Source organism: Klenkia sesuvii (genome assembly GCF_037083825.1).
In the GTDB taxonomy this organism is placed as follows: domain Bacteria; phylum Actinomycetota; class Actinomycetes; order Mycobacteriales; family Geodermatophilaceae; genus Klenkia; species Klenkia sesuvii.
The window spans coordinates 18,041-40,931 of the sequence record NZ_JBAPLU010000009.1 but is presented as its reverse complement, the minus strand read 5'-3'; the positions used below and the strand labels follow the sequence as shown (position 1 = coordinate 40,931).

Here is a 22,891-nt window from a genome sequence, read left to right as displayed (position 1 = left end):
CCGGGCTAGCCATCGGCGCCCGGCGGTCGGAGCAATCGGCGGCCCTGCACCAGGACCGCCTGGATGGCCACGTAGCAGTGCGCATCGCGGTCGGGGACCCACGGGGCGATGCCGGTCCGGTCGAGGATCTCGACCTCTCGGGGGTCCTCGACCACGCGGGAGGGTCCGACCACGGTGACGTTCCACCCGGTCCGCGCGACGACGTCGATCTCGTCGACCTCGAAGGCGACGACGGCGTGCCGGTTGGCTGCGGCGACCTTGCCCCCTCGCCGCGTCGGGATGACCACCTCGTCGCCCACCACGGCGTAGGCAACCGGGTGGACGGCCGGGAGGGCGCCTTGGGTGAAGGCCAGCCGACCCAGCTGACCGGTGCGGAGCAGGTCCAGGCAGGTCGCGCGCACGAGGTCCTCCATCTCGCGGTCACCGGTCCTGACGCTCACGCACGTGCCCCCCGAGTGCCGTCCACGCGGGTGGCCGCGAGGTGCTCGGCGATCTCGTCGGCCCAGCTGCGCAGAGCGGCCCGGTCGCGGAAGTCGCCGATCGGTGCACGCATGGCTCGGACCAGTGCACGTTCGCCGTGGCCGAGGCGGTCCGGGTCCAGCCGTCCCGGGAACGTCCGCCGCCCGCATGCCCCGATCTGACGGGCGATCGGGTCCACGTCGTGCGCCTCGTCGGTGGGGAACGGCGCCGAACCTACGGGGCCGCTGCTGAGCAACCACACCGGTCGGTCCCGCAGCAGGGTCAGGTGCCGGTTGGCCCACTGCCGGGCCGACTGGTCCCACCGCCCGGCGTAGACGCTGCTGCCGAGCACGACGGCGGCGAAGCCGGCCGGGTCGGGGTCGTGCTCCACCAGACGCACCGCAGCGGTCAGTCCCAGGCGCTGTCCCGCCGCCGTGCGCTCGAGGTCCACAGCGAGATGGCCGGCCATCTCCGCCGTGGCGCCGTGGCGGCTGGCGACGGCGACGAGCACCCGTGGTCCACGCCCCTCGTTCATCGGGCAGCGACCGTGGACGGCACGTGGGTGCGCGGGGCGACGGGGCTCGCGACGGGCACCAGCAGGACGGAGGCGTGGGCGCGGTGCAGGACAGCGTGCACGGTCGAACCCGGGCCGCCGGAGAGCATGTCTCGACGGCCCACGACGACGAGGTCGGTGTCGTCGGCCGCATGGGTGAGCACCCGGCCGGCGCGGCCCTGGCGGATCTCCAGGTCCACCTGCAGGCCGGGGCGCTGGCGACGGAGCCGGTCGACGGCCGGCTGGACGGCTGCGGTCTCCACCGCCGCCGTCTGGTCACCGGCCAACCGCCACCGCAGCGTGTGCGGATCGTCGTCGGTCAGCTGGCGCCAGGCGTGCAGGACCACCAGCGGTAGCCCCCGCGCGGACGCCTCGTCGGCTGCCGCGTCGAGGACGGCCGCCGAGCCGGCTCCGCCGTCGACGCCGACCAGCACGCGACGGGCGATCGGCATGCCGGACCTGTGCGGCCGGTGGACCAGCACCGGGCACCCGCTCTGCGCAGCGACCGCCTCCGCGACCGATCCCAGCACGCCACTGGCACCCCAGCCCTGACCACTGGCGCCGACGACGAGGAGGTCGTCGCGACCGGCTGCGCGGCACAGGGCGCTCGCTGCCTGGCCCTCGACGAGACAGCTGCTCGTCATCCACCGCGGAACGCAGTCGGACAGGTCGCGCAGCAGTCGGTCGAGGTCGGTGTTGGCACTGCGTCGCGAGCATTCCCGAGCCGCCCAGGTGTCGGGGAAGCCGGGGAGCGGGATGCCTCCCCAGTTGAAGGCGCGCACCAGCCGCAGCGGCCAGTTCCGCCGTGCCGCCTCGGCGGCTGCGGCCCGAGCAGCAGCGACGGCCTGGTCGGAGCCGTCGACGCCGACGACGACGGAGGGTTCGGTGGCGGTCATGCGTGCTCCTCCAGCAGGGGGGCGGGGTCCCAGACCCAGCTGCGGATCTCGGGCAGGTCGTCGAGCTCGGTCAGCACGTGCTCCCGGTGCCGGTCCAGCTGCTGGTGGCACAACCGGATCAGCCGGTCCGCGCCCTCCGGTGCCCGCCGGCTCCGGCGCAGGACGTCGAGCACCAGGTGGTAGCGGCTCATCCGGTTGAGCACCACCATGTCGAACGGCGTCGTGGTGCTGCCGTGCTCGGTGAAGCCGCGGACGTGGAAGCGGTCGGGGTCGGGTCGCCCGTGCAGCAGCGGGTGCACAATCCGCGGGTGGCCGTGGAAGGCGAAGACGACCGGGGTGTCGGTGCCGAAGAGGTCGGCGAACCGCTCGGTGTCCAGCGCGGCCGGGTGGTCACCGGGGGGCAACAGGGCGAGCAGGTCCACCACCGCCACCACCCGGATGCGCAGGTGCGGGACGTGCTGGCGCAGCAGCTGGGCGGCGGCCAGCACCTCCAGGGTGGGGACGTCCCCGGCGGCGGCCAGCACGACGTCGGGCGGGTGGATGCGCCAGCGGGCCGGTTCCTCGGTCCCGTCCCAGTCCCACACGTCGGCACCGGCGGTCACGAGGTCGCGGGCTCGGGCCAGGTCCAGGTACTGGAGGTGCTCCTGCTTGTCGACGACGACCAGGTTGACCCGGCCCCGGCTGCGCAGGCACTCCTCGGCCACCACCAGGGCGGTGTTGGCGTCCGGGGGGAACCAGATGCGGGTGACCTCCGGCGCCAGCGGGGCGACGGTGTCGATCAAGCCGGGGCCCTGGTGGGAGAACCCGTTGTGGTCGTTGCGCCAGCAGGTGCTGGTCAGCAGGACGTTCAGCGACGGGGTGGCGCTGCGGCCCGGCTCGACGGCGGCCTGCTGCAGCCACTTGGCGTGCTGGACGACCATCGAGGCAGCGACCATGGCGAAGGCCTCGTAGGTGGCGAACAGGCCGTGCCGGCCGGTGAGCGTGTAGCCCTCGAGCCACCCCTCGCAGGTGTGCTCGCTGAGCACCTCCATCACCCGTCCCTGCGGTCCCAGGTGCACGTCGTCGGGGTGCACGGGCAACTGGGTGCAGCGGTCGGTGACCTGCAGGACGTCGCCGAGCCGGTTGCTGGTGGTCTCGTCGGGGGAGAAGAGCCGGAAGTCCCCGCCGCCGTCGGGTCGTGTGGTCGCGGTGACCAGGTCGCGCAGGAGGCGACCGAGCGGACGGGTCGACTCCTGGTGCTGCGTGCCCGGGGCGGGGACGTCCACTGCGTAGCGGGCCAGGTCGGGCACCGGCAGCGGTCGCACCCGGTAACGGGGCCCGCCCGCCCGGGTCGACGCCGAGATCCGCAGGTCACCGGTCGGACTCAGGGCGGCGAGCTCGGGGACCAACCGGCCGTCGTGGTCGAAGGCCTGGTCGGGCCGGTAGGACCGCAGCCACGACTGCAGCTGAGCCAGGTGCGCGGAGTTCTCGCGCACCCCGGTGAGGGGGATCTGGTGGGCCCGCCAGCTCCCCTCGACGCGGACGTCGTCGACGACGCGGGGTCCCGTCCAGCCCTTGGGGGTGCGCAGCACGACGGCCGGCCACCGGGCCGGTCGGACGTCCTCGCCGGCCCGGGCGCGCTGCTGCAGGTCGACGATCGCGGCGTACGCGTCGGCGAACGCGTCGTGCAGCTCCCGCATCACCCGGCGCGGGTCATCACCGGACACGACCACCGGTGCCCACCCCTGGCTGGCCAGGTAGTCGCACACGTCGGCGTCCGAGGTGCGACCCAGCACCGTGGGGCCGGAGATCTTGTACCCGTTGAGGTGCAGCACCGGGAGCACGGCCCCGTCCCGTGCCGGGTCCAGGAACGCCGGCAACCGCCAGGACCCGGCCAGCGGACCGGTCTCGGCCTCGCCGTCGCCGACCACGCAGACGGTCAGCAGGTCGGGGTCGTCGAAGGCCGCGCCCGCAGCGTGCAGCAGCGCGTAGCCCAGTTCACCGCCCTCGTGGATGCTCCCGGGCACGTGCACGCCGGCGTGGCTGCCCACCCCGCCCGGGGTCGAGAACTGCCGCACCAACCGCCGGAGTCCGGCCAGGTCCGGCGTGACCTCGGGGTGGACCTCGCTGTAGTGACCGTCCAGCCACGAGCAGGCCAGCAGCGCGGCACCGCCGTGACCTGGCCCGGTGACCACGAGGACCTCGTGACCGGTCCGTCGGATCAAGCGGTTGAGCTGGGTGTGCACCAGGGTCAGCCCCGGGCTGGTGCCCCAGTGCCCGAGCAGTCGCGGCTTGATGTGCGCGGGTCGTAGGGGCTCGTGCAGCAGGGGGTTGTCCATCAGGTAGATCTGCGCGGCGGTCAGCAGGTTGGCCGCTGCCCACCAGCGCAGGTCCAGGTCCAGGTCGGCCTCGTCGAAGGCGGCCCGGTCATGGTGGGAGGGGCGGTCGAGCTCGGTCGCGGTCACGGGTCTCCTCCGGTGGTGTCGCCTCGATCGTGGTGGCGCGGGGCGTCCGGGCGGCGGGGCCAAGGTCCCCCCGGCACGGAGCCCAACCGCCCTGACCGCCACCTCGACCACGACGTCCTCGACCACGACGTCCTCGACCACGACGTCCTCGACCACGACGTCCTCGACCGCACCCGAGCACGTGCCCGCGACGGGGGTCGACCCCATCCCGTCGGTGGTGCTCAGGCGCGAGCGGGCCCGGTGGTGGCGCCGCCGTCGCCAGCGGGGCGGCGGTGGTGACGGTGGCAACGGGGTAGGTCATGACGTCGTCCACCCGTCGCAGACCCTCGGTCATCCAGCATCCCCGCCGGCCCGTCCCTCGTCGACGGCCCCGTCGCGCACCACGACGTCGACGACCCCGGGGACGGTGTGGGCCAGTGTGGTCAACGCGGCGGACTCACGCTCCTCGTCCGGGTCCGGTGCACCGTGCACGCGGACGAGCTCGGCGCAGCCGTCGCGGACGGTGACGTCGACGGCGCCGAGCTGGCCGGTGTAGTGCTCCACCAGAGCGAGGAGCTCGGCCCGGACGTCCTCGTCGGACCGCAGCAGGGTGGACAGCAGGTCCCGGCGGGCGAGCACGCCGACCACCCGGTCGTGCTCCAGGACGGGGACGCTGCGGTGGCCGCCGTCCAGCAGCAGACGCGCCGCGTCCGCTGCGTCGGCGGACCCGTCCACCGCCGTGGCCGGTGCGGTCATGATGCCCGCCACCAGGCTCGCCGGAGCGCGGTCACCGGACGCACCGCGGCCCACCGTGTCGCGGCGGGCGTGCAGTCGCGGGTCGGGCCTGATCCGGTCGCGCACCAGGTCGGCCTCGGACACCACGCCCAGCAGGTGGTCCGCGGCATCCACCACCGGCAGCACCGCGAACCCGTGGACCGCGAGCAGCTCTGCCGCGTACGTGGCCGGGGTGGCGGGCCCGACGGTGACTGCCGGGGTGCTCATCAGCTGGCGCACCTGCACGTCGTCCTCCTCAGCATCCGGTCAAGCCGATCTCGAACCGCTGCGGTCGGTCAGCACGTCGTCGAACCCGCGTCGTGGCGGGCGACCGGGGGCGGGCAGACCCCTGCCGATCCGGACCAGGGCCTGCAGGTGCCTGCCCGGGCACGCCAGGCGGCCGGCCAGCGCACGCACGTCCGGCTCCTCGGTCACCCGCGTGGACGGGCCGCCCTGGAAGCCGTGGCGGGTGATCTCCAGCAGCACCCGGTGAACGGCTTCGCCGGCCCGCAACCAGTCCTCGGGACCGTCCCCCGCTGTGCTCACGGCGGCCAACGGGACGCGGGACAACAGGTTCGGGCCGACCCTGAGCCGTCCCGGCCCCACCGCGCCGGCGGCGGCCTCGGCGGTCCACCCGGCCACCGCAGCTGCCGTCCGCGGGGCGAGGACGGTCAAGGCGGCTCCGGAGTCCGCAGCGGCCGACCGGAGGTCGTCGGCGAGCAGGGAGGGCCAGTCGTCGGCGACCAACGGGGTGCGGGTCGTGCGCCGGAGTTCCAGCACGGGCGACAACGCGGACAGTCGGCGGTCCGGGGGGCCGTCGGCCGGGCGGAGGACGGCGGTCGGCCCGCGCTGCCAGTCCACCGCGGTGCGGTCGACCTCGAGCGACGTGCCCCGTCCCGCCGCGGCGACCTGGAGGCCCAGCAGCACCGATCCGAGGCTGAGCACCAGCTCGCGTCCGACGGGGTCCAGCCGGGCGACGCCCTGGCTGCGGTCGGCGTGGAGCTCGAGGCGGTCGGGCAGCAGCAGCCACCGCCACGGTTGGCTGTCCTCCACCGAGGGTGAGCACCGCGCCCGGTCCACGGAGTCGCGCAGCGCCCGGAGTGCCGCACGGGTCATCGGCCGGGGTGCGGTGCTGGCGACGGGGGCAGAGGTCACGGTTCCTCCGGTGCTGCGGCGGTCACCTCGAGCCTGGTGTGGTCGTCGCACCCGGGCAGGGGGCGAACGGAGCACCCGGGCGGGACCTCCGGCCCTAGCGCTCGCTCGGGCGGGCCGGAGGGTCAGCACGGGAGTTCCCCCGGGTCGACGGTGTCGGTGACCGCCCGGCGCCCGGTCGCCGGCAGCCGGGCGTTGCCCGCTGGCGACCACCCGATCCGCAGCAGGACCTGCGGTGCCAGGTGCCCGGCGGACACCTCCTCGGCCAGCCTGCGTCGGGTCTCGGACACCTCGACCACCTCGCTGATCGTGTGGCTGGCGAACCCGGCCGCGGTGGCGTGCAGCAAGATCGCGCTCAGCGCCTCACCAGCCCGCAGTTGGTGCACCTCGTCGTCGACGTCGGTGGCCAGGACGGCCAGGAGCGCGCCGTCCCCCTCCGGGAGGGGGCCCACCGGCTGCGGCAGCTGGGCTGCGGCGAAGCTCCGGCGCGGGACGGACGCGGAGTCCGGGCCGGTGGGTACGAGGGCGGCCGGGACGCCGTCGGATGTGCCAGTGGGTCGACCTGACCACGCCCGGGTCTCGGCTGCCACGCCGGGCACCGAGGCGAGCTGCGCTGCCGCAGCCTCGGCGAGCTGTCCCACTGCCCAGCGGGCGTCGGGCTCGACTGCCAGCAGCTGTGCCCCGTGCACCGCCGCGGTGGTGGTCAACACGTGCCACCAGCCCTGCGGGACCGGCCAGTCGGCGTAGGGACGCCGGTCGGTGCGTCGGGTCGGGACCGCCGCAGCGAGCGCGAGGTCATCGGGGCCCGGTGCCGTGGGGGACATGTGCAGGGCGGCCAGCAACCAGGGGTCAGCCGGATCGGGGAAGCGCTGGACCACGGCCGCCTGGCCGACGGCGCGGAGCACGGTGACGAGGTGGTGCAGCACGGCGCCGCAGCTGATCCGCAGCTCGCGGCCCGTCGGGTCGGTCGCCGGCAGGGATCGGGAGCGGTCGGCGATCAGCCGGACCTGATCCGGGGCGAGCCGCCACCGCCAGGGCTGGGTGTTGTGCACCGACGGCGCGCGCTGCGCTGCTCCGAGGGCCTGCAGCAGCCCCGCACGGGTGAGAACGGGTGCCTGCTCTCCTGCACCCTCTGGGCGGTGCTCGTCGCGTTGCCGCATCTCGTCTCCTCCGTCGAGCCGACGTGGTGGCGCTCCCCGCGACCGACGGTGCGCGTGGGCGCGGTCGCCCGGGAGGGACCAACAGCCCGCATCTCCCGGCGGACGGCCCGGTGTCGTCCACCGCACGAGGTGACGCCAGGTGGGTTCGACGGCGACCCACTCCCGGGCCCACTGCCGGTGTCGGCCGCGGTCCAGGAGTGCGACGCCTGCAGTCCGAACGGCCAGGGCACCCAGCTCGACCGCCAGCAGGGCCACCAGGCCGGTGCAACGATCCGCCCAGGTCGACGTGCCCGGACCGGCGAGGGACCTTGGTCTCGGGTGCAGGGGAGCCTGGGTGCCTAGGGTCGCGGTCAGGGATTCCGGGGGGCCGGGACGGGAGGGTGAACGTGGACGAGGACGCTCGGCAGCAACCGACGATCCGGGTCTTCCTGCTCGACGACCACGAGATCGTGCGGCGCGGCGTGGCCGACGTGCTCGAGGCGGACCCGGCCCTGGAGGTGGTCGGGGAAGGCAGGTCCGCGGCTGAGGCGCTGGCACGGGTCCCCGCCCTCCGGCCGGACGTCGCCGTGCTGGACGTCCGGCTCCCCGACGGCGACGGGGTCTCCGTCTGCCGCGAGCTGCGGTCGCGCATGCCCGACCTCAAGGTGGTCATGCTGACCAGCTACGGCGACGACGAAGCGCTCTTCGACGCCATCATGGCTGGTGCTTCGGGGTACCTGCTCAAGCAGATCCTCGGTCAGGACCTCGTCGCCGCGGTCCGCACGGTGGCCGCCGGCGGGTCCCTGCTGGACCCTTCGGCGACCGCGGCGGTCCTCAACCGGATGCGCCGGGCGGCCGAACCCGTCGGTCCGGTGGCACTGCTCAGCGACCAGGAGCGGACCGTGCTGGAACTGATCGGCGAAGGATTGACCAACCGGCAGATCGGCCAGCGCATGTTCCTGGCCGAGAAGACGATCAAGAACTACGTCTCGCACCTGTTGGCGAAGCTCGGTCTCGAACGGCGTACGCAGGTCGCGATCCTGGCCACCGAGCTGCGCGGCGCGGCCTCGCCCCGGTGACGGGACGGGACCGCCGTGCACCCGGTGCTGCGCCCGGTACCACGAGCGCGCACCCGCGCCCCGCTGGGGGAAGCCATCCCCCCGCCGCGGGGCTTCGTCGAGCAGGTGACCGCGTCGGCGGCCCTGCTCCGAACCGCAACCCCGGGGTGCCCGTCCCCGGCCTGCCGGCGCACGCCCGCACTGGTCCGGACGCGTGGACCGCGGCCCAGGGACCTCGGGCCCTGGGCAGGTCGCCCCGTCCTCACGACGCTCGCGGGATGACCACCATGGACCAGTCCCGGGTCTCGACGTCGAGACCGGCACCGCGGACGCCCGACGTCTCCCTGCGCGGCGTGGCACGACGCTTCGGTGACGTGGTCGCCCTGGACGGCGTGGACCTCACCCTGGGGCCCGGGGAGGTGGTCGGGTTCGTCGGGCCCAACGGATCCGGGAAGACCACGACCGTCCGGGTGCTGCTGGGGCTGCTGCGGCCCACCAGCGGGCGGGCGACCGTCCGCGGGTGGGATTGCTGGCAGCAGTCCCAGCAGGTGCACCACCTGGTGGGGTACGTACCGGCCGAACCCGGTCTGGATCCCCGGCTCACCGGGTGGCAGGTGATGAGGCGGTCCCGGCGGCTGCGTGGTGGCACCGACGACGGACGGGCCGAGGAGGTGGCCCGTCGGCTGGATCTGGACCTGGGGGTCCGGGTCGGGGACGCATCCCGGGGGACCCGGCAGAAGCTCGCCGTCGTCCTGGCGTTGGCCCACCGACCCGCTGTCCTGCTGCTCGACGAGCCCACCACGGGGCTCGACCCCGTCAGCCAACGGGAGTTCCACCGGCTGGTGGGCGAGCAAACCGCGGCCGGGGGTTCCGCCCTGCTGTGCTCGCACGTGCTGTCCGAGGTGGAGCAGACCGCCGACCGGGTCGTGGTGCTGCGGGCCGGTCAGGTGGTGGCCGAGGGCACTCCCGCCCAGCTCCGGGCCCGCTCGCCGTTCCGGGTCCGGGCGCGGCTCGGCACCTCGATGCCGTACGAGCTGCTGCGTGACCTGCCGGGTGCTGCGGACGTACGGGTGGAGGGGGACTGGGTGCAGTGCGCGGTCCCGCCAGCCGCTCTTCCGGCCCTGTGCGCACGCTTGGCCGAGCACGGTGTGCTGGACCTGGAGTGCGGTCAGGACGACCTGGAGCAGAGCGTGCTCGCGTGGTACCGGGAGCACCGGTGACGACTGCTGCGGTGCGTGCCGGTGCGGGGACGGGCCGCCGGACGGCCACCTGGATGGAGGTGCTGGGTCAGCAGCTGGCCGATGTCCGTCGCGCACTGCTGGGGTGGTGCGTCGGGCAGAATGCGACGGGCTGCTGGTGGCGACACTCGTCACACCGGTGCACCGCACCGAGCTCGTCACGGCCCGCTGGGCGGCGATGGTGCTGTCCCTGCTGGCCCCGGTGTCCTGCCTGGGCGTCGTGCGCATGAGCGCTGAGCCCGTTCCACGACCTCACCGCACCCCACGCCCTGGTCTCCGGCCTGTCGTGGGCGCACGCCGCCGTGGCTGTGGCCGAGGCCCTCGTCCTCCTGGTCGTCGGCGCCATGGCGTTCCGGCGGCGTGACGTGGGCTGAGGTGGCGCCGGGTTCGCTCGTCCCCGCGCGGGGTGACCTTGGGCCCTGGGCGGGTGATGCCACCACGGCGGAGCGTGGTGCCCAGGAGGACTGCGGAGACGTCGTCCACCGACGAGGAGGACGTCATCAAGGCTGCTGTCGTTCCCGCCCTGGGTGCGGCCCTGCAGATCGAGGACCGGGCCGTGCCCGACCCCGGGCCGGGCGAGGTGCTGGTGCAGATCGAGGCCAACGGGCTGTGCCACACCGACATCCAGCCGCGCGGTGATCGGCCCGTGCAGCCCAGTCCACCGTCCGTCCCCAGCCACGAGGGGGTCGGGGTGGTCGTCGCCGTCGCGCCACCGCTGGAGCACCTGCCGTGGGGGCACATCCGAGTGCTGCTGGACCAGGTCACTGACCCGCAAGCAGGTCGCACTCCGACCCAGCCGCGCTGACCGACGAGATCAGCGCGGCTGGGTCACGGCTCGGGGTGGCCGGTGGTGCTGACCTCGGCGCGGTACTCGAACCAGTCGCGGCCGCGGGCGTCGCGGGAGACGTCGGGACCGGTCACGGCCAGCGTGGCCCAGTCGAGCTGATGGCGGGGTCCGGCCTGCTCCCGCAGCGCCGCCGGAAGCCCCGCGGTGGCACGGTCGCGGCGCGGATAGGACAGCGCCGTCGTCGCGGCGAAGGTCGGCACGCTGGCCGAGGCGGCTCCAGCCGCCCATGAGGTCAGGCGATGTGTCGGATCTCGGCGGCGCTCGGCTCGGCGAAGGTGTCGGCAACCCAGTCCGCGATGAAGGTGCTCACGTGCGGCAGGTGGTCCAGGCCGATGTGCTCGGTGGCGCCCTCCTCGGCCGTGAACACCCGCAGCTCCCGCTTCGGGGAGTTGACCGCCTGCTCGTAGGAGCGGTGCGCGTACTCGAGTGGGATCTGCCGGTCGTTGGCGCCGTGCGCGATGAGGAAGGGCACGGTGATCTGCTCGACGACGCCGTCGAGGTGAATCTGGTCGGCGAAGTCGAGGAAGGCGTCGAGGTGGTGCTCGTCGCCGTCCTTGCCCCACACCCACAGGACGTGCTCCCAGTAGTGCGGTACCGGCCGCTCGCCCTCGCGCTCCTTGCGTCGGCGCTGCACCGCGCCCCAGTTGTGGTTGGCGCCCCACGCGACGACGAGGGCGAAGCGCTTCTCGAAGGCGGCCGCTCGCGGTGCGTAGTAGCCGCCCAGCGACCAGCCGACGATGCCGATCTTCGAGGCGTCGATGTCGTCGCGGCTCTCGAGCCAGTCGACGGCGGCGCCGGCCCAGGCCTCGGTGTCGATGCGGGCGCTGAGGCCCTGCAGGCGCAGCGCCTCTCCGGTGCCGGGCTGGTCGAGCATCAGGCAGGAGATGCCGCGGGCGGCGAGCTCGGCCCAGTGGGAGGAGGTGTACATGTGCTCCTTCGTCGAGTCCAGGCCGTTGACCAGGACGATCACCGGAGCGGGGCCGTCGTCGGCGGCGGGGGCCTGGGAGAAGTAGCCGGGCAGGGTGGTGCCCTCGTAGGGGATGGCGACCCGGGAGACACGGGGGTCCTGGAGGTCGAAGGCCTTCTGCGCCAACTCCAGTACCCGCCGATAGGTGGGGACTCGGTTCGGGTCGGAGTTGGCGAGCATCCGCTCGGCGTTGCACAGGTAGTTGGTGGCCCGGAAGTACAGCTGCCCGGCGGTGCGGGGATGTCCGGCCTTCTCCGCGTCCTCGGCCTGGGCGACGAGCTGGTCGGTCAGCGCGGTCCAGGCGCGCAGGAACTCCGGCGTTCCGGCGTCCTCACCGGCGGCGGCCTCCTTGATCGGCCGGCAGGCGCGGTCGATCTCGTCGATGAGGCCGCCGGAGTTCAGGGCGGCGACGACGCCCAGGTTCCACACGTAGTTGCCGGGGAAGTACTCGAACACGGGGGTTCCTCTCGCGGGATTTCAGTTGGCGCCGGACAGCACGGCGGACCAGCCGCCGTCGACGACGAGGTTGGTGCCGCCGTGTGCGGCCGCGGCGGCGTCGATCCAGGCCTGGACGCCTGCCTCGTCGCCGAGGTCGAGCGGGTGGGTGCTGTCCATGACGCCGCCGGCGGCGCGGACCAGCTCGACGGTCTCGGCGGCGCCGTCGGGGTCGATGTCGGTGCCGACGACGGTGGCGCCTTCGGCGGCGAACAGCAGGGCGGTGGCGCGCCCCTGACCGCTGGCGGTGCCGGTGATCAGGGCGACCGTGCCGGCCAGCCGGTTCATCCTTCTCTTTCCAACACGGTGTCTGTGAACAGGGCGTCGCGGATGGACTTGACCCCGCCGTGGGCGGTCATCCCGCCGTCGACGGGGATCTCCGCGCCGGAGATGAACGAGGCCTCGTCGCTGAGCAGGAACGCGACCAGCGGGGCGACCTCGTCGACGGTGCCGACGCGGCCCAGCGGGGTCTCGGCGACGTTGGCGTCCCGGAACGCCGGTGCCGCCGAGGCGGTCATCGGCGTCTGGATGTAGCCGGGATGGATCGTGTTGACCCGGATCCCGCGCGGGCCCAGCTCCACGCAGGCGACCTTCGCCAGTCCGCGCAGCGCCCACTTGCTGGCCGTGTAGGCGGCCGGGAAGTGCCCGGTCAGCGCGGCGACCGAGCCGACGAGCACGATCGACCCGCCGGCGGGCATCAGCGCGGTGAGCCCCTGGATGCCCAGCAGCGTGCCGGTCACGTTGACGTCGGTGACCCGGGCCAGGTCGGCCGGGTCGAGGTCGGCCAGCCGGGCGCGCCAGGTGATGCCGGCGTTCGCGACGAGCCCGTCGACCCGGCCGTGGCGGTCGGCCAGGTCGGCGGCGAGTGCCGTCCAGCCCGTGGCGTCGGTGACGTCGAGCCGGTGGTACTCGACCCCGGGGAGGTCCTCGGCGGGCGCCTCCCCGAGGTCGAGAGCGTGGACGGTCGCACCGCGGGCGGCGAGCAGCCGGGCCTCGGCGGCGCCCTGCCCCTGGCCGGCGCCGGTGACGACGACGACCTTGCCGGCCACGGTCACTGCGGCCGCTTCCGGTTGCGGGGCCGCGGCCGCGCCGGGCGCACCGGGGGCAGCTGCAGGCCGTCGACGACGCGGTTCCGGATGGTGCCGATGCCCTCGACGGTCATCTCCACCACGTCACCGGGCCGCAGCGGGGGCGGGTCCAGCTCGCCGCGGCGACCCCACAGCTCGCCCAGGCAGCCGCCGTTGCCGCAGGTGCCCGAGCCGAGCACGTCCCCGGCGCGGACCTGCGTGCCGCGGGAGGCGTAGGAGATGAGCTCCTCGACCGGCCAGCCCATGTTGCTCAGCAGGTCCTGGCCGACCTCGACGCCGTTCACCGACACCCGCATGTCCAGGGCCAGGAAGCCGTCGGCGTCGCGGTAGGGCTCAAGCTCGTCGGCGGTGACCAGCCACGGCCCCAGCGTGCTCGCGGAGTCCTTGCCCTTCGCTGGGCCGAGCTGCACCTTCATCTCCCGGGCCTGCAGATCGCGGGCCGACCAGTCGTTGAGCACCGTGTAGCCGAAGATCGCCTCGTGGGCCTGCTCCGGGGTCAGCGAGGCGCCGTCGCGGCCGACGACGACCGCGACCTCGAGCTCGAAGTCGAACCGCTCGCTGCCCGGCGGTACCGGCACGTCGTCGAACGCGCCGACCAGGGCGTAGGGGTTCGTGAAGTAGAACGTCGGCGCCTGGTACCACTCCGGCGCCACCCCGCCGCCGCCGGCAACGCTCTTGACCACGCCCTCGACGTGCTCCTCGAACGCGACGAAGTCGCGCACCGTCGGCGCGGCCAGCGGCGGCAACAACCGGACGCCGGCCAGCGGCACCGCTGGACCGGCCAGCGCCTCGGTGCCTGCCGCCAGGGCGGCGGGCAGTCCGCTGCGGACCAGGTCCAGCACCGTCGTTCCGTCCGGCAGCGGGTGCAGCCCGGCGTGGGAGACGACGCCGGACTGCACCGCACCACCGGTCTCCCAGGTGGCGAACCGCATCGGCTCAGACCGGAGGAGCCGAGAAGACGGGGTCAGGGGTGTTGAACAGCGACTTCGCGATCAGCTCGTCCATCGGCTCCGCGGTGCCCCACTGGTCCTGGTTCTCCGGCTGGCCGAGGTCGTAGACGGTCGGGTGCCAGGTGTCCTCGTCGACGGTCTCGACGCCGTAGGTGTACTCGTGGCCGTTGCCGTGCGGGTCCAGGAAGTACATGAACACGTTGTCGCCGGCCATGTGCCGGCCCGGGCCCCACACCTTGTGCGTGTCGCCTCACCGACGCCGAGGGCGTTCGGCTCACCGCCGACACCCACCAGGGCTGCGGGGGGCATGCGGCCTACGTCGGGCGGGAGCACGGCTGGAGGCTCGTCAATGCCGACGGCCAGCCTCTGCCCGACCTTACCGATCAGGACGACGAAACCGACGACGAGCAGGACCAAGACGACGACTCGGACGACAAGGACGAGGGCGCCGTTGGTGGGGGATGGGTCCGCCGGGAATGGTGCATTTGGGCCGCGCCCCGCTGGGTGTGCACCGACCCCGGTGCCCACGGCCACGTCGACACCTGGGCCGACCACGGCACCGGCCGCACCCCGGCCGCCGAGATGAGCGAGGGCGAGCGGGAGGCCGCACGCACCGGCCGCCGTGACGTCATCGACTCCAACAAGGCCTGGGGGAGCGCCGAGACCGTGCGGCGGGACTGGCTGCGCGCCTTGGCGGCGCGCAAGACCGCCCCCAAGGGCACCGCCACCTCCACGGCCACCGCACTTGCCATCGACGCCGACCTGCTCTCCGACGTCGGCGGCAACCACCTCGCCGCCACCCTGCTCGACGTCACCCCCGGTAGCTACGGCCGGTCCACCGCGCTGGCCGAGCTCATCGGCAAGGCCGGGGACGGCCGGGCGCTGCTGCTAACACTTGTGCTGGTGCTGGCCGCCTACGAGGCCCGTACCGACCGCAACGACTGGCGCCAGCTGCGCCCCTCCACCGGCCGGTACCTGCTCCATCTGCAGGCCCTGGGCTACAGCCTCGCCGACGTCGAGCGCCGCGCCTGCGGCCTGAACCCCTTGCACACCGCCGAGCCCACCAAGTAAGCGTGGCGGGGTGGGCCGCGATCCAAGTGGCCCGCCCAACCGCCGATCGACAGCCCGCGGGCCGGTGAGCAGGCTCACCAAGTAGCCCCCCGGCGCTACTCGTGCTGCACTCAGGCACCTTCTCGTCGCAGACCAACTCCATGTCGATGGCGACGGGTTGTCTGGTGGTGACCTCCGCGTCGGTCCGGCGGTCATCACTGCGTCGGCCGTGCGCGGCGGACCGCGGAACGGGTGACCTGTTCGGTGATGACCCACACGGCGATGGCTTCGGCGGCGAGCAGACCCACCAGCACCAGCAGCTGTGCTGCGCCAGCCTGCAGCGCGCTCCCTCCGCCGAGGAGGACACCGACGTAGGCGCCGGGCAGCGTGACCAGGCCGACGGTGCGGGTCTGGTCGAGTGCGGGGACCAGGGCGGTGGCGGCGACCGGCTGGGCGACGAGCATCGCGGCGTCCCTGGGCAGGAAGCCCAGGGCGAGGGCGGCCTCGACCTCGCCGTGTCGCTGCTCGAGCTCGTCGAGCATCCGGCGTCCGGCAAGCGAGGTGGCGGTCATGGCCCCGCCGATGACGATGCCGGCGACCGGGACGACGGCCTCCCCGCGCAGCGGGACCGAGCCGCTGGCCAGCACCAGCCCGAGCACGGGGAGGACGCCGGCAGCGATGGGTGCAGCCAGCAGCAGCGCCCGACCAGGCGCGCCGCGGCCCCAGGCCGGGCCGCCAGTGACCCGGCCGGCTGAGGTGACGGCGGCGACCGTCAGCATGATGACGGCCAAGGCCGCCGACGCCCACAGCGACCTGACGACGAGGACGATCACCGAGGACACCGCGGCCAGCTGCAGGGCGGCGCGCAGGCAGGCCCACAGCACCGGCCGCTGCTGCCCCAGCCCGGACACCCGGCCCACCAGGACGCCGAGCACCAGCAGCGCGGCGAGCGCGACGAGCAGGCCCGGGCCGAGCTGGACGACGGAGGACCCCATGCCGGTCATCCTCGCCGCACGCTCTCAGGCGGACGCCGCGAGCACCCCACCGGCGACCAGGCCCAGCACCACGACGCCGAGCGCGACCCGGTAGACGACGAAGGGCACGAAGCTGCCGCGCTGCAGGTAGCGGAGCAGCCAGGCGATGACCGCCAGACCCACGCCGAAGGACACCACCGTGGCCAGCGCGGTCGGGCCCCAGGCGACGGCGGTGCCCGCGGTGGCGCCGTGCAGGGCGTCGTAGGCCTGGTAGGCGCCGGACCCGAGCACCGCCGGGACGGCGAGCAGGAAGGAGTACCGCGCCGCCGCCTCCCGTGTGTAGCCCAGGAAGAGGCCAGCGGTGATCGTGCCGCCGGACCGGGACACCCCGGGGACCAGCGCGAGGGCCTGGGCCAGCCCGAAGACGACGCCGTGGCCGACCGTGAGCTCGTCCAGCGTGCGCCGCTTGCGGCCGACCCGGTCGGCGACCAACAGGAACAGCGAGAACACGATCAGCGCGGTGGCGACGATGCGCAGGTCGCGGAAGGTGGTCTCGATGGTCTTCTGCAGCAGCAGGCCCAGCACCACGATGGGGATGCTGCCGACGATGATCAGCCAGCCCATCCGGGCGTCGGGGTCACCGCGGCGTTCCCGGTGCAGCAGGGAGCCCACCCAGGCGGTGACGATGCGGGCGATGTCGCGGGCGAAGTACACGAGGACGGCGAGCTCGGTGCCGATCTGGATGATCGCGGTGAACGCCGCGCCCGGGTCGGGCCAGCCGGCGAGGGCGCCGACGATGCGCAGGTGTGCGCTGGAGGAGACCGGCAGGAACTCGGTCAGCCCCTGCACGACGCCCAGGACGAGGGCCTCGAACCAGCTCACCGGGTCGCCCGGCGGGTCGTCGTCGCAACGAGCACGGCGATGAGCACCAGACCGGTCACCGCGACCGGGTCGTCGCCCAGGCCGAGTCCGCCGGCCAGGTGCGCGGGCTTGCCCAGCCAGTCGGCCACCGAGGCGCCCAGCGGGCGGGTGAGCACGTAGGCGGCCCAGAACGCGACCACCGGCGACAGCCCGAACCGGGCCCAGCCCACCCACGGGACCGCGATGGCGACGGCGAAGAGCACGATCGACCCGGCGAACCCGAGGTGCCACACCACGGCGGCCAGGTCACCGAGGGCGGTGCCCAGGGCGAAGGTGGTCAGCACCGCCGCCCAGTACAGGAGCTCGCGCCGTCGGGTGGTGATGCTGTGCACGTCCAGGGTGCCCTCGAGCCGGTGCCACACCGCGAACACGACGGCGAGCGCCAGCGCGGCGAGCCCGGCGGTGACCGGGTAGGGCAGGCCGAGCACGACGTGCGGGCCGTCGGCGACCATCGTGCCGAACACCGCGACCATCGTGACCGCGGTCCAGTAGCGGCCCGGCTGGCACCGGTCGGCGCGCAGCTGCCACCACAGGGCGGCGACCAGGCCGAGGCCGGACACCGCGACGACGACCGGCAGGTTCCAGGCCGCCGCCCCGTCGGCGGCGGCCTCGCCGGTGCCGGTGGTGAGCACCTTGACCAGCCAGAACACCGCGGTGACGGCGGGGACCTTGACGGTGGTGACCGGGACCCGGGGGCGGGTGGACGGGGCGTGCTGCGGCACGGCTGCTCCAGAGGGGGACGACGAGGCGGGGGGAGCTCGGCGTCGAGCCCGTGAGGTGGTGCCTGGGCCGGAGGGCCGCGGTGATGGTGGAGGGGGGATCCTGACGAAGACCTGAACGCTTCATCCGTACGAGGCGAGCACCGGCACGCGGTCCTCGTCCCCGGCCGGGTCGCTGCTGCCCCGGCGGGCATCACGAGCAATGGCGCACCGTCCCACCCCGACGACCCCGGCGACGAGCAGCACCAGGCCGGCCAGCTGCACCAGGTGCGCGACCGGCCCCCCGGCCAGGCCTTCGGCGAACACCGGTCCGGCCAGGGCGACCGCGACCACCGGCTCCAGCGCCGAGGCCACCGGCTGCGACTGCACCAGTGGACCGGCGGCGTAGGACCACTGCGCGAGCGCCGTGCCCGCAAGCCCGACACCGACCAGGGCGTAGACCGCCCACGCGAGCGGCCACGCGGTCACCGGCAGCGCCAGCACGGCCTTGAGCAGCACCCCGGTCAGCCCGAACGCCAGCCCGGAGCAGGCCGCCAGCGCCGCCGCGGGGCGACGTAGACGGCCGCGGTGCACAGCGAAGCCGACGGCGGCCGATGCGGCAGCGAGGCCCCCGACCGCGGCGGGCAGCGCCCAGCTGACGGCAGCCCCGCTGCCGGCCGTGGGGGCTGCACTGGTCAGGAAGACGACCAGACCGGCGACGACCATTCCCGCGGACCACCACTGCCCGCGTCCCGGCAGTGGACGGTCAGGGTGGCGACGGTCGACGAGCGCGCCGAGTGCCAGGGCCAGCACGAGCCCGACGCACAGGATCGGCTGCACCACCACGACCAGACCCACCGCCAACGCGGCGGCGTGCAGGACGAGCCCGAGAGCACCCAGGGCCTGGCCCAGCACGAACCCGGGACGGCGCAGCAGCCGGCCGGCCCGGGACCACCACGAACCGTCACCCGAGAGTGCAGACGTGGCGGCCCGGTGGCCGATGACCGTGGACACCGCGTAGGCCGACGCCGAGGCCAGTGCCAGCAGGGCCGCGGTCATGCCGCGGTCAGGTGGTCGCGCAGCGGCCGGACCTGCAGTCCCTGCTCGTCGAGGCGCTCGGCCAGCAGCGACAGCGTCCGGGCGGTCGTCCGCCACGAACGGGGGGTGCTGGTGCAGTCGGAGTCGTGCAGCAGCAGGGTGCCGCCGTCGGCCAGGCCGGACATCACGTTGTTGAGCACCCAGCCGGGGTTGGCCTTCTGCCAGTCCCGGCCCCACGCGGTCCACAGCACGGGGTTCAGCCCGAGGGTGCGGGCCGCGGTGAGCGACCCGGAGGTGAACACGCCGTAGGGAGGGCGGAACCAGCGCGGGTCGGTGCCGGTGAGCGCGCGGATGTCGCCCAGGGCTCGGGCGAGGTCGGCGCGGACCTGGGCTGCCGTGCGGAGGAGGTGGACGCGGTGCAGGTCACCGTGCACCGCGATCTCGTGGCCGGCGGCGACGACCGAGCGGGCCACGTCGGGGTGGGCGCGGACCTGGCTGCCCAGCATGAAGAACGTCGCCGTCCACCCCAACCGGTCCAGCTCGGCGAGCACGGCCGGGGTGCCCAGCGGGTCGGGACCGTCGTCGAAGGTCAGCTCGATACCGCTGGGCCGCCCCTGCCCGGACAGCCGTGGGAACGGGCGGCGCAGCGGACCGATCGAGGTCAGCGCCGGCGCGGCGTGCCACAACCCGGCTGCGGCCCCGGCCACTGCGGTGGTCATGGTCGGGGCGCTCACGCCGCCACCGCCAGTGCCGCAGCCCGGGCGGCCGGACGAGCCAGCTTGCGGGCGGCGGGCACCCAGGACAGGACGGTGTCGGTGGGGTCCGGCATGGCCGGTGGGGTTCGGTCCCGGCCCAGCTGCTCGAGCAGGGCGGCGCGCAGGTCGACCGGGTTGCTGGCCCACCGGCCCAGCCCGGACTCGTGCAGCACCGCAGCGTTGGCCCGACCATGCCCGGGGATGGGCTTGTAGGTCACGGTGGGCAGCCCCGCGACCAGGGCCTCGGTGCAGGTCAGGCCCCCGGCGTTGTGCACCAGGACGTCGACGGCCTGCATCAGCCGGTGCACATCGGTGCGCCAGCCGAGCGCGACGACGCCGGGCAGCCGGTCCAGCCGGTCGCGCAGTGCCGCGTTGCGTCCGCACAGCACGACCGGTGTGAACCCGGCGGCGGCCACGTCGAGCGCGGCACCGGCGACGTCGCCCAGACCGAGGGACCCGGCGACCAGCAGGGCGACGGGCCGGTCGGTGCGCACGCCGACCTCCGCGCGCAGGGCGACCAGTTCGGCGAGGTCCATCGGCTGCCCAAAGCGAGTGGGCACCAGCGGTCCGCCGACGGTGAAGCCCAGGTCGTAGTCGCGGCGGCCCTGGGCGGCGGTGGCTGCGGTGACGGTGAGGTGGGCATCGACGGCCGGGTGCAGCCAGCTGACGTGCACAGCCGGGTCGGTCAGGTAGGTCAGCACAGGGACGGTGATGTCCCCGGCGGCGCGCAGCTCACCGAGGGTCTGGGCGGCCAGCGGATAGGTGGTGACCACGACATCGGGGTCGATCGCGTCCACCCAGCCCCGCATGGCGATCTCGGCGGAACGGCAGATGCGGCGCTCGATGGCCCACAGCAGACCGCGGTGCTCCAGCCGCCGGTACAGCAGCTCGACCAGCACGGGTGCCCGCCCGACCCCGCCGGTGTACCCGCTGCGCAACGCGCGGGCCAGCGTCGGCCGCAACGCGTCCAGGAGGTCCCGGACCTCGACCTGCGCACCGGCCGCGGTCAACCGGGCGGCCAGTTCGTGGGCTGCGCCGTCGTGACCGGCGCCCACGCTGCCGGTCACCACGAGCACCCGGGCACCCGAGCCGGGCAGGACGCCGTCGGTCGGGGTTGCGGGACGGTCCAGGACGGTGCGGGCTGCTGGGCTGGCCACGGGGCTCTCCTCCATCGGTCGGGAACACCGCCGATGCTGCTGCGGTCTGGGCCAGCGGTCGGTGGGCCCAAGGTGAGCGCCAGGCAAATCCCTGTCCCAGGACCACCGGAGGCCCCGCCCGACCCGTGGACGGGCCCTACCGTCACCGGCATGGCGGACCTGCTGGTGGTGGAGGACGACGAGACGATCGGGGGCGCCCTCGGTTCCGGGCTGCGGGCCCACGGGCACTCGGTGTCCTGGCAGCGCACCGCCCGTAGTGCCCTGGACGCCGTCGCCGGACGGTCGTTCGACCTGGTGCTGCTGGACCTGGGCCTGCCTGACCTGGACGGCGTCGAGGTCTGCCGTCGCATCCGAGCGGTGCAACCGGGCTGCGTCATCGTGGTGCTGACCGCACGTGCCGAGGAGATGGACGTCGTCGTCGGCCTGGAAGCCGGCGCCGATGACTACCTGACCAAACCCTTCCGGTTCGGCGAACTGCTGGCCCGGGTGCGGGCACACCTGCGGCGCAGCTCGGCCATCCCGGCCGCGCAGGCCACGGTCGTCGTCGGCGACCTGGTCGTCGACCTCGCTGCCCGCCGCGTCACGGTCGGGGGAGCCGAGGTGGTGCTGCGGACGAAGGAGTTCGACCTGCTCGCCCGGCTGGGCGCGCAACCGGGTGCGGCGGTCAGCCGCCAGAGCCTGATGGAGGACGTCTGGGACGCGCACTGGTTCGGGTCCACCAAGACCCTGGATGTGCACGTGGCCGCGCTCCGGCGCAAGCTCGCGGTCGTCGCCGATGGACGCGGGGTGCCCCAGCCGCAGATCAGCACGCTGCGGGGGCACGGGTACCGGCTGGACCGACCGTGAACGACGAACGACCGGTCCGGCGTCGCCGCTGGGTCAGCATGCGCGGCCGCATCGTCGCCCAGGCCGTGCTGGCTGCGGTCGTGGCCACCACCTTGTTCGGCATACCGCTGGGTTACGGGGTCGCGCAGTCCTTCCTCGGCGACGAGCAGAGCGAGCTCGAGCGGATCGCCGACGTCGACGCCGTCTCCGTCGCCTTCGACGTCGCCGCCGGCCGCACCCCCACCGGCCTGGGCGATGGCCAAGGCAGCGACAGCGCCGTCCTCGTCGCGTTCTACGGCACAGACGGGCAGCTGGTGGCCGGCGACGGACCCCGGCAACTCGACCCGGCCTCGGCGGACGCCCTGGGCGATGGGCGGGTGTCGACGGCGAACGACATCGACGGCCAGCTCGTCGTGGCCGTCCCCGTGGTCGACGGGGACACCACCCGCGGGGTCGTGCGCGCGGCCACCGACTACAGCGCTGCGCGGTGGCGCATCGCGGCCACGTGGGTGGGCATGCTGGCCCTGGCTGCGGTCGCCGTCGGCATCACCTGGTTGTTGGCCCGCCGTCAGGCCGCCCGACTCGCTCAGCCGTTGGAATCGCTCGCGGTGGCGGCACAGCAGTTGGGCGAGGGCGATTTCAGCTCCCGGACCGCCCGCAGCGGGATCGTCGAGATCGACGCCGCCGGGTCGGCGCTGGACACGACCGCCGGTCGCCTGGGTGCCCTCGTGACACGGGAGCGAGCCTTCTCCGCTGACGCCTCGCACCAGCTGCGCACCCCGTTGACCGGGTTGCGGCTGTCCTTGGAGACCGCTCTTGAACTGCCCCCGGAGGCGCACCGGGGAGCGATCGAGAGCGCGCTGGCCTCGGCCGACCGACTGGAGGCCACGATCACCGACCTTCTCGCGCTCGCCCGCGACACCGGCGCCCACGGAACCCCGCTGGACCCGATGCAGTTGATCGCGGACGTGCAGGCGACCTGGAGTCCTCTGCTCGCTCGGCACGACCGCGACCTGGCGATGCACGCGGAGGACGACCTGCCCGGTACGGCCGCCTCGGCTGCCGCCGTGCGCCAGGTCGTGGGTGTGCTGGTCGACAACGCCACCGTGCACGGAGCCGGTACCGTCACGGTCTCCGTCCGCGATGCCGGCGGTGTGCTGGCCGTGGACGTCGCCGACGAAGGGACGACGCGGCTGGAGGTCGACCGCCTGTTCATCCGCAGCGCCCACCGCGACGGCGGCCACGGCATCGGCGTGGCGCTGGCCCGGACCCTCGCCGAAGCGGAGGGTGGCCGGCTGCGCGTTTCCAGCCCGCTGCCGCCCGTGTTCACCCTCCTGCTGCCGCCGCAACCGGGGGTCGAGGGCAGCTGAGCGCCCACTCGGGCGCTCCTGACCCGGCTGGTCGTCAAAAGGTTTTCCCTGCGGAGGTGTCGCG

25 protein-coding genes are annotated in these 22,891 nt (G+C 74.1%); 6 read left to right on the top strand and 19 right to left on the bottom strand.

The window, feature by feature from the left end; genetic code table 11:
* Positions 1 to 5 precede the first annotated feature (5 nt).
* The 7 genes from TEK04_RS10585 to TEK04_RS10555 all read right to left on the bottom strand — a co-directional run bounded on the left by TEK04_RS10585 (position 6) and on the right by TEK04_RS10555 (position 7,417).
* Positions 6 to 440, bottom strand: coding sequence for a pyridoxamine 5'-phosphate oxidase family protein (locus tag TEK04_RS10585; RefSeq protein ID WP_336404306.1), 435 nt, complete (start codon positions 438 to 440; stop codon positions 6 to 8).
* Positions 437 to 994, bottom strand: coding sequence for a flavodoxin domain-containing protein (locus TEK04_RS10580; RefSeq protein ID WP_336404305.1), 558 nt, complete (start codon positions 992 to 994; stop codon positions 437 to 439). The genes TEK04_RS10585 and TEK04_RS10580 overlap by 4 nt, the downstream gene beginning before the upstream one ends.
* A complete protein-coding gene (locus TEK04_RS10575; RefSeq protein ID WP_336404304.1) occupies positions 991 to 1,908 on the bottom strand; it encodes a universal stress protein in 918 nt (305 codons plus the stop codon). Before TEK04_RS10575 ends, TEK04_RS10580 begins: the two co-directional genes overlap by 4 nt.
* Positions 1,905 to 4,352 (bottom strand): phosphoketolase family protein, encoded by a 2,448-nt coding sequence (locus TEK04_RS10570; RefSeq protein ID WP_336404303.1) that lies wholly within the window; start codon positions 4,350 to 4,352, stop codon positions 1,905 to 1,907. The genes TEK04_RS10575 and TEK04_RS10570 overlap by 4 nt, the downstream gene beginning before the upstream one ends.
* Before the next feature lie 330 nt (positions 4,353 to 4,682).
* On the bottom strand, positions 4,683 to 5,333 hold the full coding sequence (locus tag TEK04_RS10565) for a CBS domain-containing protein (RefSeq protein ID WP_336404302.1): 651 nt from the start codon (positions 5,331 to 5,333) through the stop codon (positions 4,683 to 4,685).
* A gap of 39 nt (positions 5,334 to 5,372) precedes the next feature.
* Positions 5,373 to 6,260 carry a nitroreductase family protein gene (locus tag TEK04_RS10560; protein WP_336404301.1) on the bottom strand — a complete coding sequence of 296 codons (888 nt, stop codon included), beginning with the start codon at positions 6,258 to 6,260 and terminating at the stop codon, positions 5,373 to 5,375.
* A gap of 122 nt (positions 6,261 to 6,382) precedes the next feature.
* Entirely contained in the window at positions 6,383 to 7,417 is a 1,035-nt protein-coding gene (locus TEK04_RS10555) for an Acg family FMN-binding oxidoreductase (RefSeq protein WP_336404300.1), read from the bottom strand.
* 386 nt (positions 7,418 to 7,803) lie between these two features.
* Between TEK04_RS10555 and TEK04_RS10550 the strand changes: the two genes are divergently transcribed.
* The 3 genes from TEK04_RS10550 to TEK04_RS10540 all read left to right on the top strand — a co-directional run bounded on the left by TEK04_RS10550 (position 7,804) and on the right by TEK04_RS10540 (position 10,497).
* Positions 7,804 to 8,475, top strand: a complete 672-nt coding sequence (locus TEK04_RS10550; protein WP_336404299.1) for a response regulator — start codon at positions 7,804 to 7,806, stop codon at positions 8,473 to 8,475.
* Positions 8,476 to 8,732: 257 nt separating this feature from the next.
* The gene (locus TEK04_RS10545; RefSeq protein WP_336404298.1) at positions 8,733 to 9,674 is read left to right on the top strand and encodes an ABC transporter ATP-binding protein; all 942 of its coding nucleotides are present in this window, start codon (positions 8,733 to 8,735) and stop codon (positions 9,672 to 9,674) included.
* 469 nt (positions 9,675 to 10,143) lie between these two features.
* Positions 10,144 to 10,497 carry an alcohol dehydrogenase catalytic domain-containing protein gene (locus tag TEK04_RS10540; protein ID WP_336404297.1) on the top strand — a complete coding sequence of 118 codons (354 nt, stop codon included), beginning with the start codon at positions 10,144 to 10,146 and terminating at the stop codon, positions 10,495 to 10,497.
* A gap of 23 nt (positions 10,498 to 10,520) precedes the next feature.
* Here the strand turns inward: TEK04_RS10540 and TEK04_RS10535 are convergent, their stop codons facing one another.
* Genes TEK04_RS10535 through TEK04_RS10510 form a run of 6 tightly spaced genes read right to left on the bottom strand, consistent with a single transcriptional unit; the run spans position 10,521 to position 14,253 of the window.
* Positions 10,521 to 10,739, bottom strand: coding sequence for a hypothetical protein (locus TEK04_RS10535; RefSeq protein WP_336404296.1), 219 nt, complete (start codon positions 10,737 to 10,739; stop codon positions 10,521 to 10,523).
* Positions 10,740 to 10,771: 32 nt separating this feature from the next.
* Positions 10,772 to 11,962, bottom strand: a complete 1,191-nt coding sequence (locus TEK04_RS10530) for an alpha/beta hydrolase family protein (RefSeq protein WP_336404295.1) — start codon at positions 11,960 to 11,962, stop codon at positions 10,772 to 10,774.
* A gap of 21 nt (positions 11,963 to 11,983) precedes the next feature.
* A complete protein-coding gene (locus TEK04_RS10525) occupies positions 11,984 to 12,289 on the bottom strand; it encodes an SDR family NAD(P)-dependent oxidoreductase (protein ID WP_336404294.1) in 306 nt (101 codons plus the stop codon).
* Complete coding sequence (locus TEK04_RS10520) at positions 12,286 to 13,056, bottom strand: SDR family NAD(P)-dependent oxidoreductase (protein ID WP_336404293.1); 771 nt, start codon at positions 13,054 to 13,056, stop codon at positions 12,286 to 12,288. Before TEK04_RS10520 ends, TEK04_RS10525 begins: the two co-directional genes overlap by 4 nt.
* Positions 13,053 to 14,021 carry a fumarylacetoacetate hydrolase family protein gene (locus TEK04_RS10515; protein ID WP_336404292.1) on the bottom strand — a complete coding sequence of 323 codons (969 nt, stop codon included), beginning with the start codon at positions 14,019 to 14,021 and terminating at the stop codon, positions 13,053 to 13,055. Before TEK04_RS10515 ends, TEK04_RS10520 begins: the two co-directional genes overlap by 4 nt.
* Positions 14,022 to 14,025: 4 nt before the next feature.
* A complete protein-coding gene (locus tag TEK04_RS10510; RefSeq protein ID WP_336404291.1) occupies positions 14,026 to 14,253 on the bottom strand; it encodes a VOC family protein in 228 nt (75 codons plus the stop codon).
* A gap of 290 nt (positions 14,254 to 14,543) precedes the next feature.
* Between TEK04_RS10510 and TEK04_RS10505 the strand changes: the two genes are divergently transcribed.
* Positions 14,544 to 15,110, top strand: coding sequence for a hypothetical protein (locus tag TEK04_RS10505; RefSeq protein ID WP_336404290.1), 567 nt, complete (start codon positions 14,544 to 14,546; stop codon positions 15,108 to 15,110).
* A 194-nt stretch (positions 15,111 to 15,304) separates the two neighbouring features.
* Here TEK04_RS10505 and TEK04_RS10500 read toward each other — a convergent pair whose 3' ends face one another.
* The 6 genes from TEK04_RS10500 to TEK04_RS10475 all read right to left on the bottom strand — a co-directional run bounded on the left by TEK04_RS10500 (position 15,305) and on the right by TEK04_RS10475 (position 20,632).
* Positions 15,305 to 16,084: an ABC transporter permease gene (locus TEK04_RS10500; RefSeq protein WP_336404289.1), complete on the bottom strand. Its 780-nt coding sequence runs from the start codon at positions 16,082 to 16,084 to the stop codon at positions 15,305 to 15,307.
* Between the two features lie 24 nt (positions 16,085 to 16,108).
* Complete coding sequence (locus tag TEK04_RS10495) at positions 16,109 to 16,945, bottom strand: undecaprenyl-diphosphate phosphatase (RefSeq protein WP_336404288.1); 837 nt, start codon at positions 16,943 to 16,945, stop codon at positions 16,109 to 16,111.
* On the bottom strand, positions 16,942 to 17,706 hold the full coding sequence (locus TEK04_RS10490) for a COG4705 family protein (RefSeq protein WP_336404287.1): 765 nt from the start codon (positions 17,704 to 17,706) through the stop codon (positions 16,942 to 16,944). The genes TEK04_RS10495 and TEK04_RS10490 overlap by 4 nt, the downstream gene beginning before the upstream one ends.
* Positions 17,707 to 17,826: 120 nt before the next feature.
* Complete coding sequence (locus TEK04_RS10485; protein WP_336404286.1) at positions 17,827 to 18,741, bottom strand: DMT family transporter; 915 nt, start codon at positions 18,739 to 18,741, stop codon at positions 17,827 to 17,829.
* Positions 18,738 to 19,454, bottom strand: a complete 717-nt coding sequence (locus tag TEK04_RS10480; RefSeq protein WP_336404285.1) for a polysaccharide deacetylase family protein — start codon at positions 19,452 to 19,454, stop codon at positions 18,738 to 18,740. Before TEK04_RS10480 ends, TEK04_RS10485 begins: the two co-directional genes overlap by 4 nt.
* Complete coding sequence (locus TEK04_RS10475; protein WP_336404284.1) at positions 19,451 to 20,632, bottom strand: MGDG synthase family glycosyltransferase; 1,182 nt, start codon at positions 20,630 to 20,632, stop codon at positions 19,451 to 19,453. Before TEK04_RS10475 ends, TEK04_RS10480 begins: the two co-directional genes overlap by 4 nt.
* Before the next feature lie 150 nt (positions 20,633 to 20,782).
* Between TEK04_RS10475 and TEK04_RS10470 the strand changes: the two genes are divergently transcribed.
* Together TEK04_RS10470 and TEK04_RS10465 are read left to right on the top strand one after the other, a co-directional pair.
* Positions 20,783 to 21,478: a response regulator transcription factor gene (locus tag TEK04_RS10470; protein ID WP_336404283.1), complete on the top strand. Its 696-nt coding sequence runs from the start codon at positions 20,783 to 20,785 to the stop codon at positions 21,476 to 21,478.
* Positions 21,475 to 22,827 carry a sensor histidine kinase gene (locus TEK04_RS10465; RefSeq protein ID WP_336404282.1) on the top strand — a complete coding sequence of 451 codons (1,353 nt, stop codon included), beginning with the start codon at positions 21,475 to 21,477 and terminating at the stop codon, positions 22,825 to 22,827. The genes TEK04_RS10470 and TEK04_RS10465 overlap by 4 nt, the downstream gene beginning before the upstream one ends.
* The last annotated feature ends 64 nt before the right edge of the window (positions 22,828 to 22,891 follow it).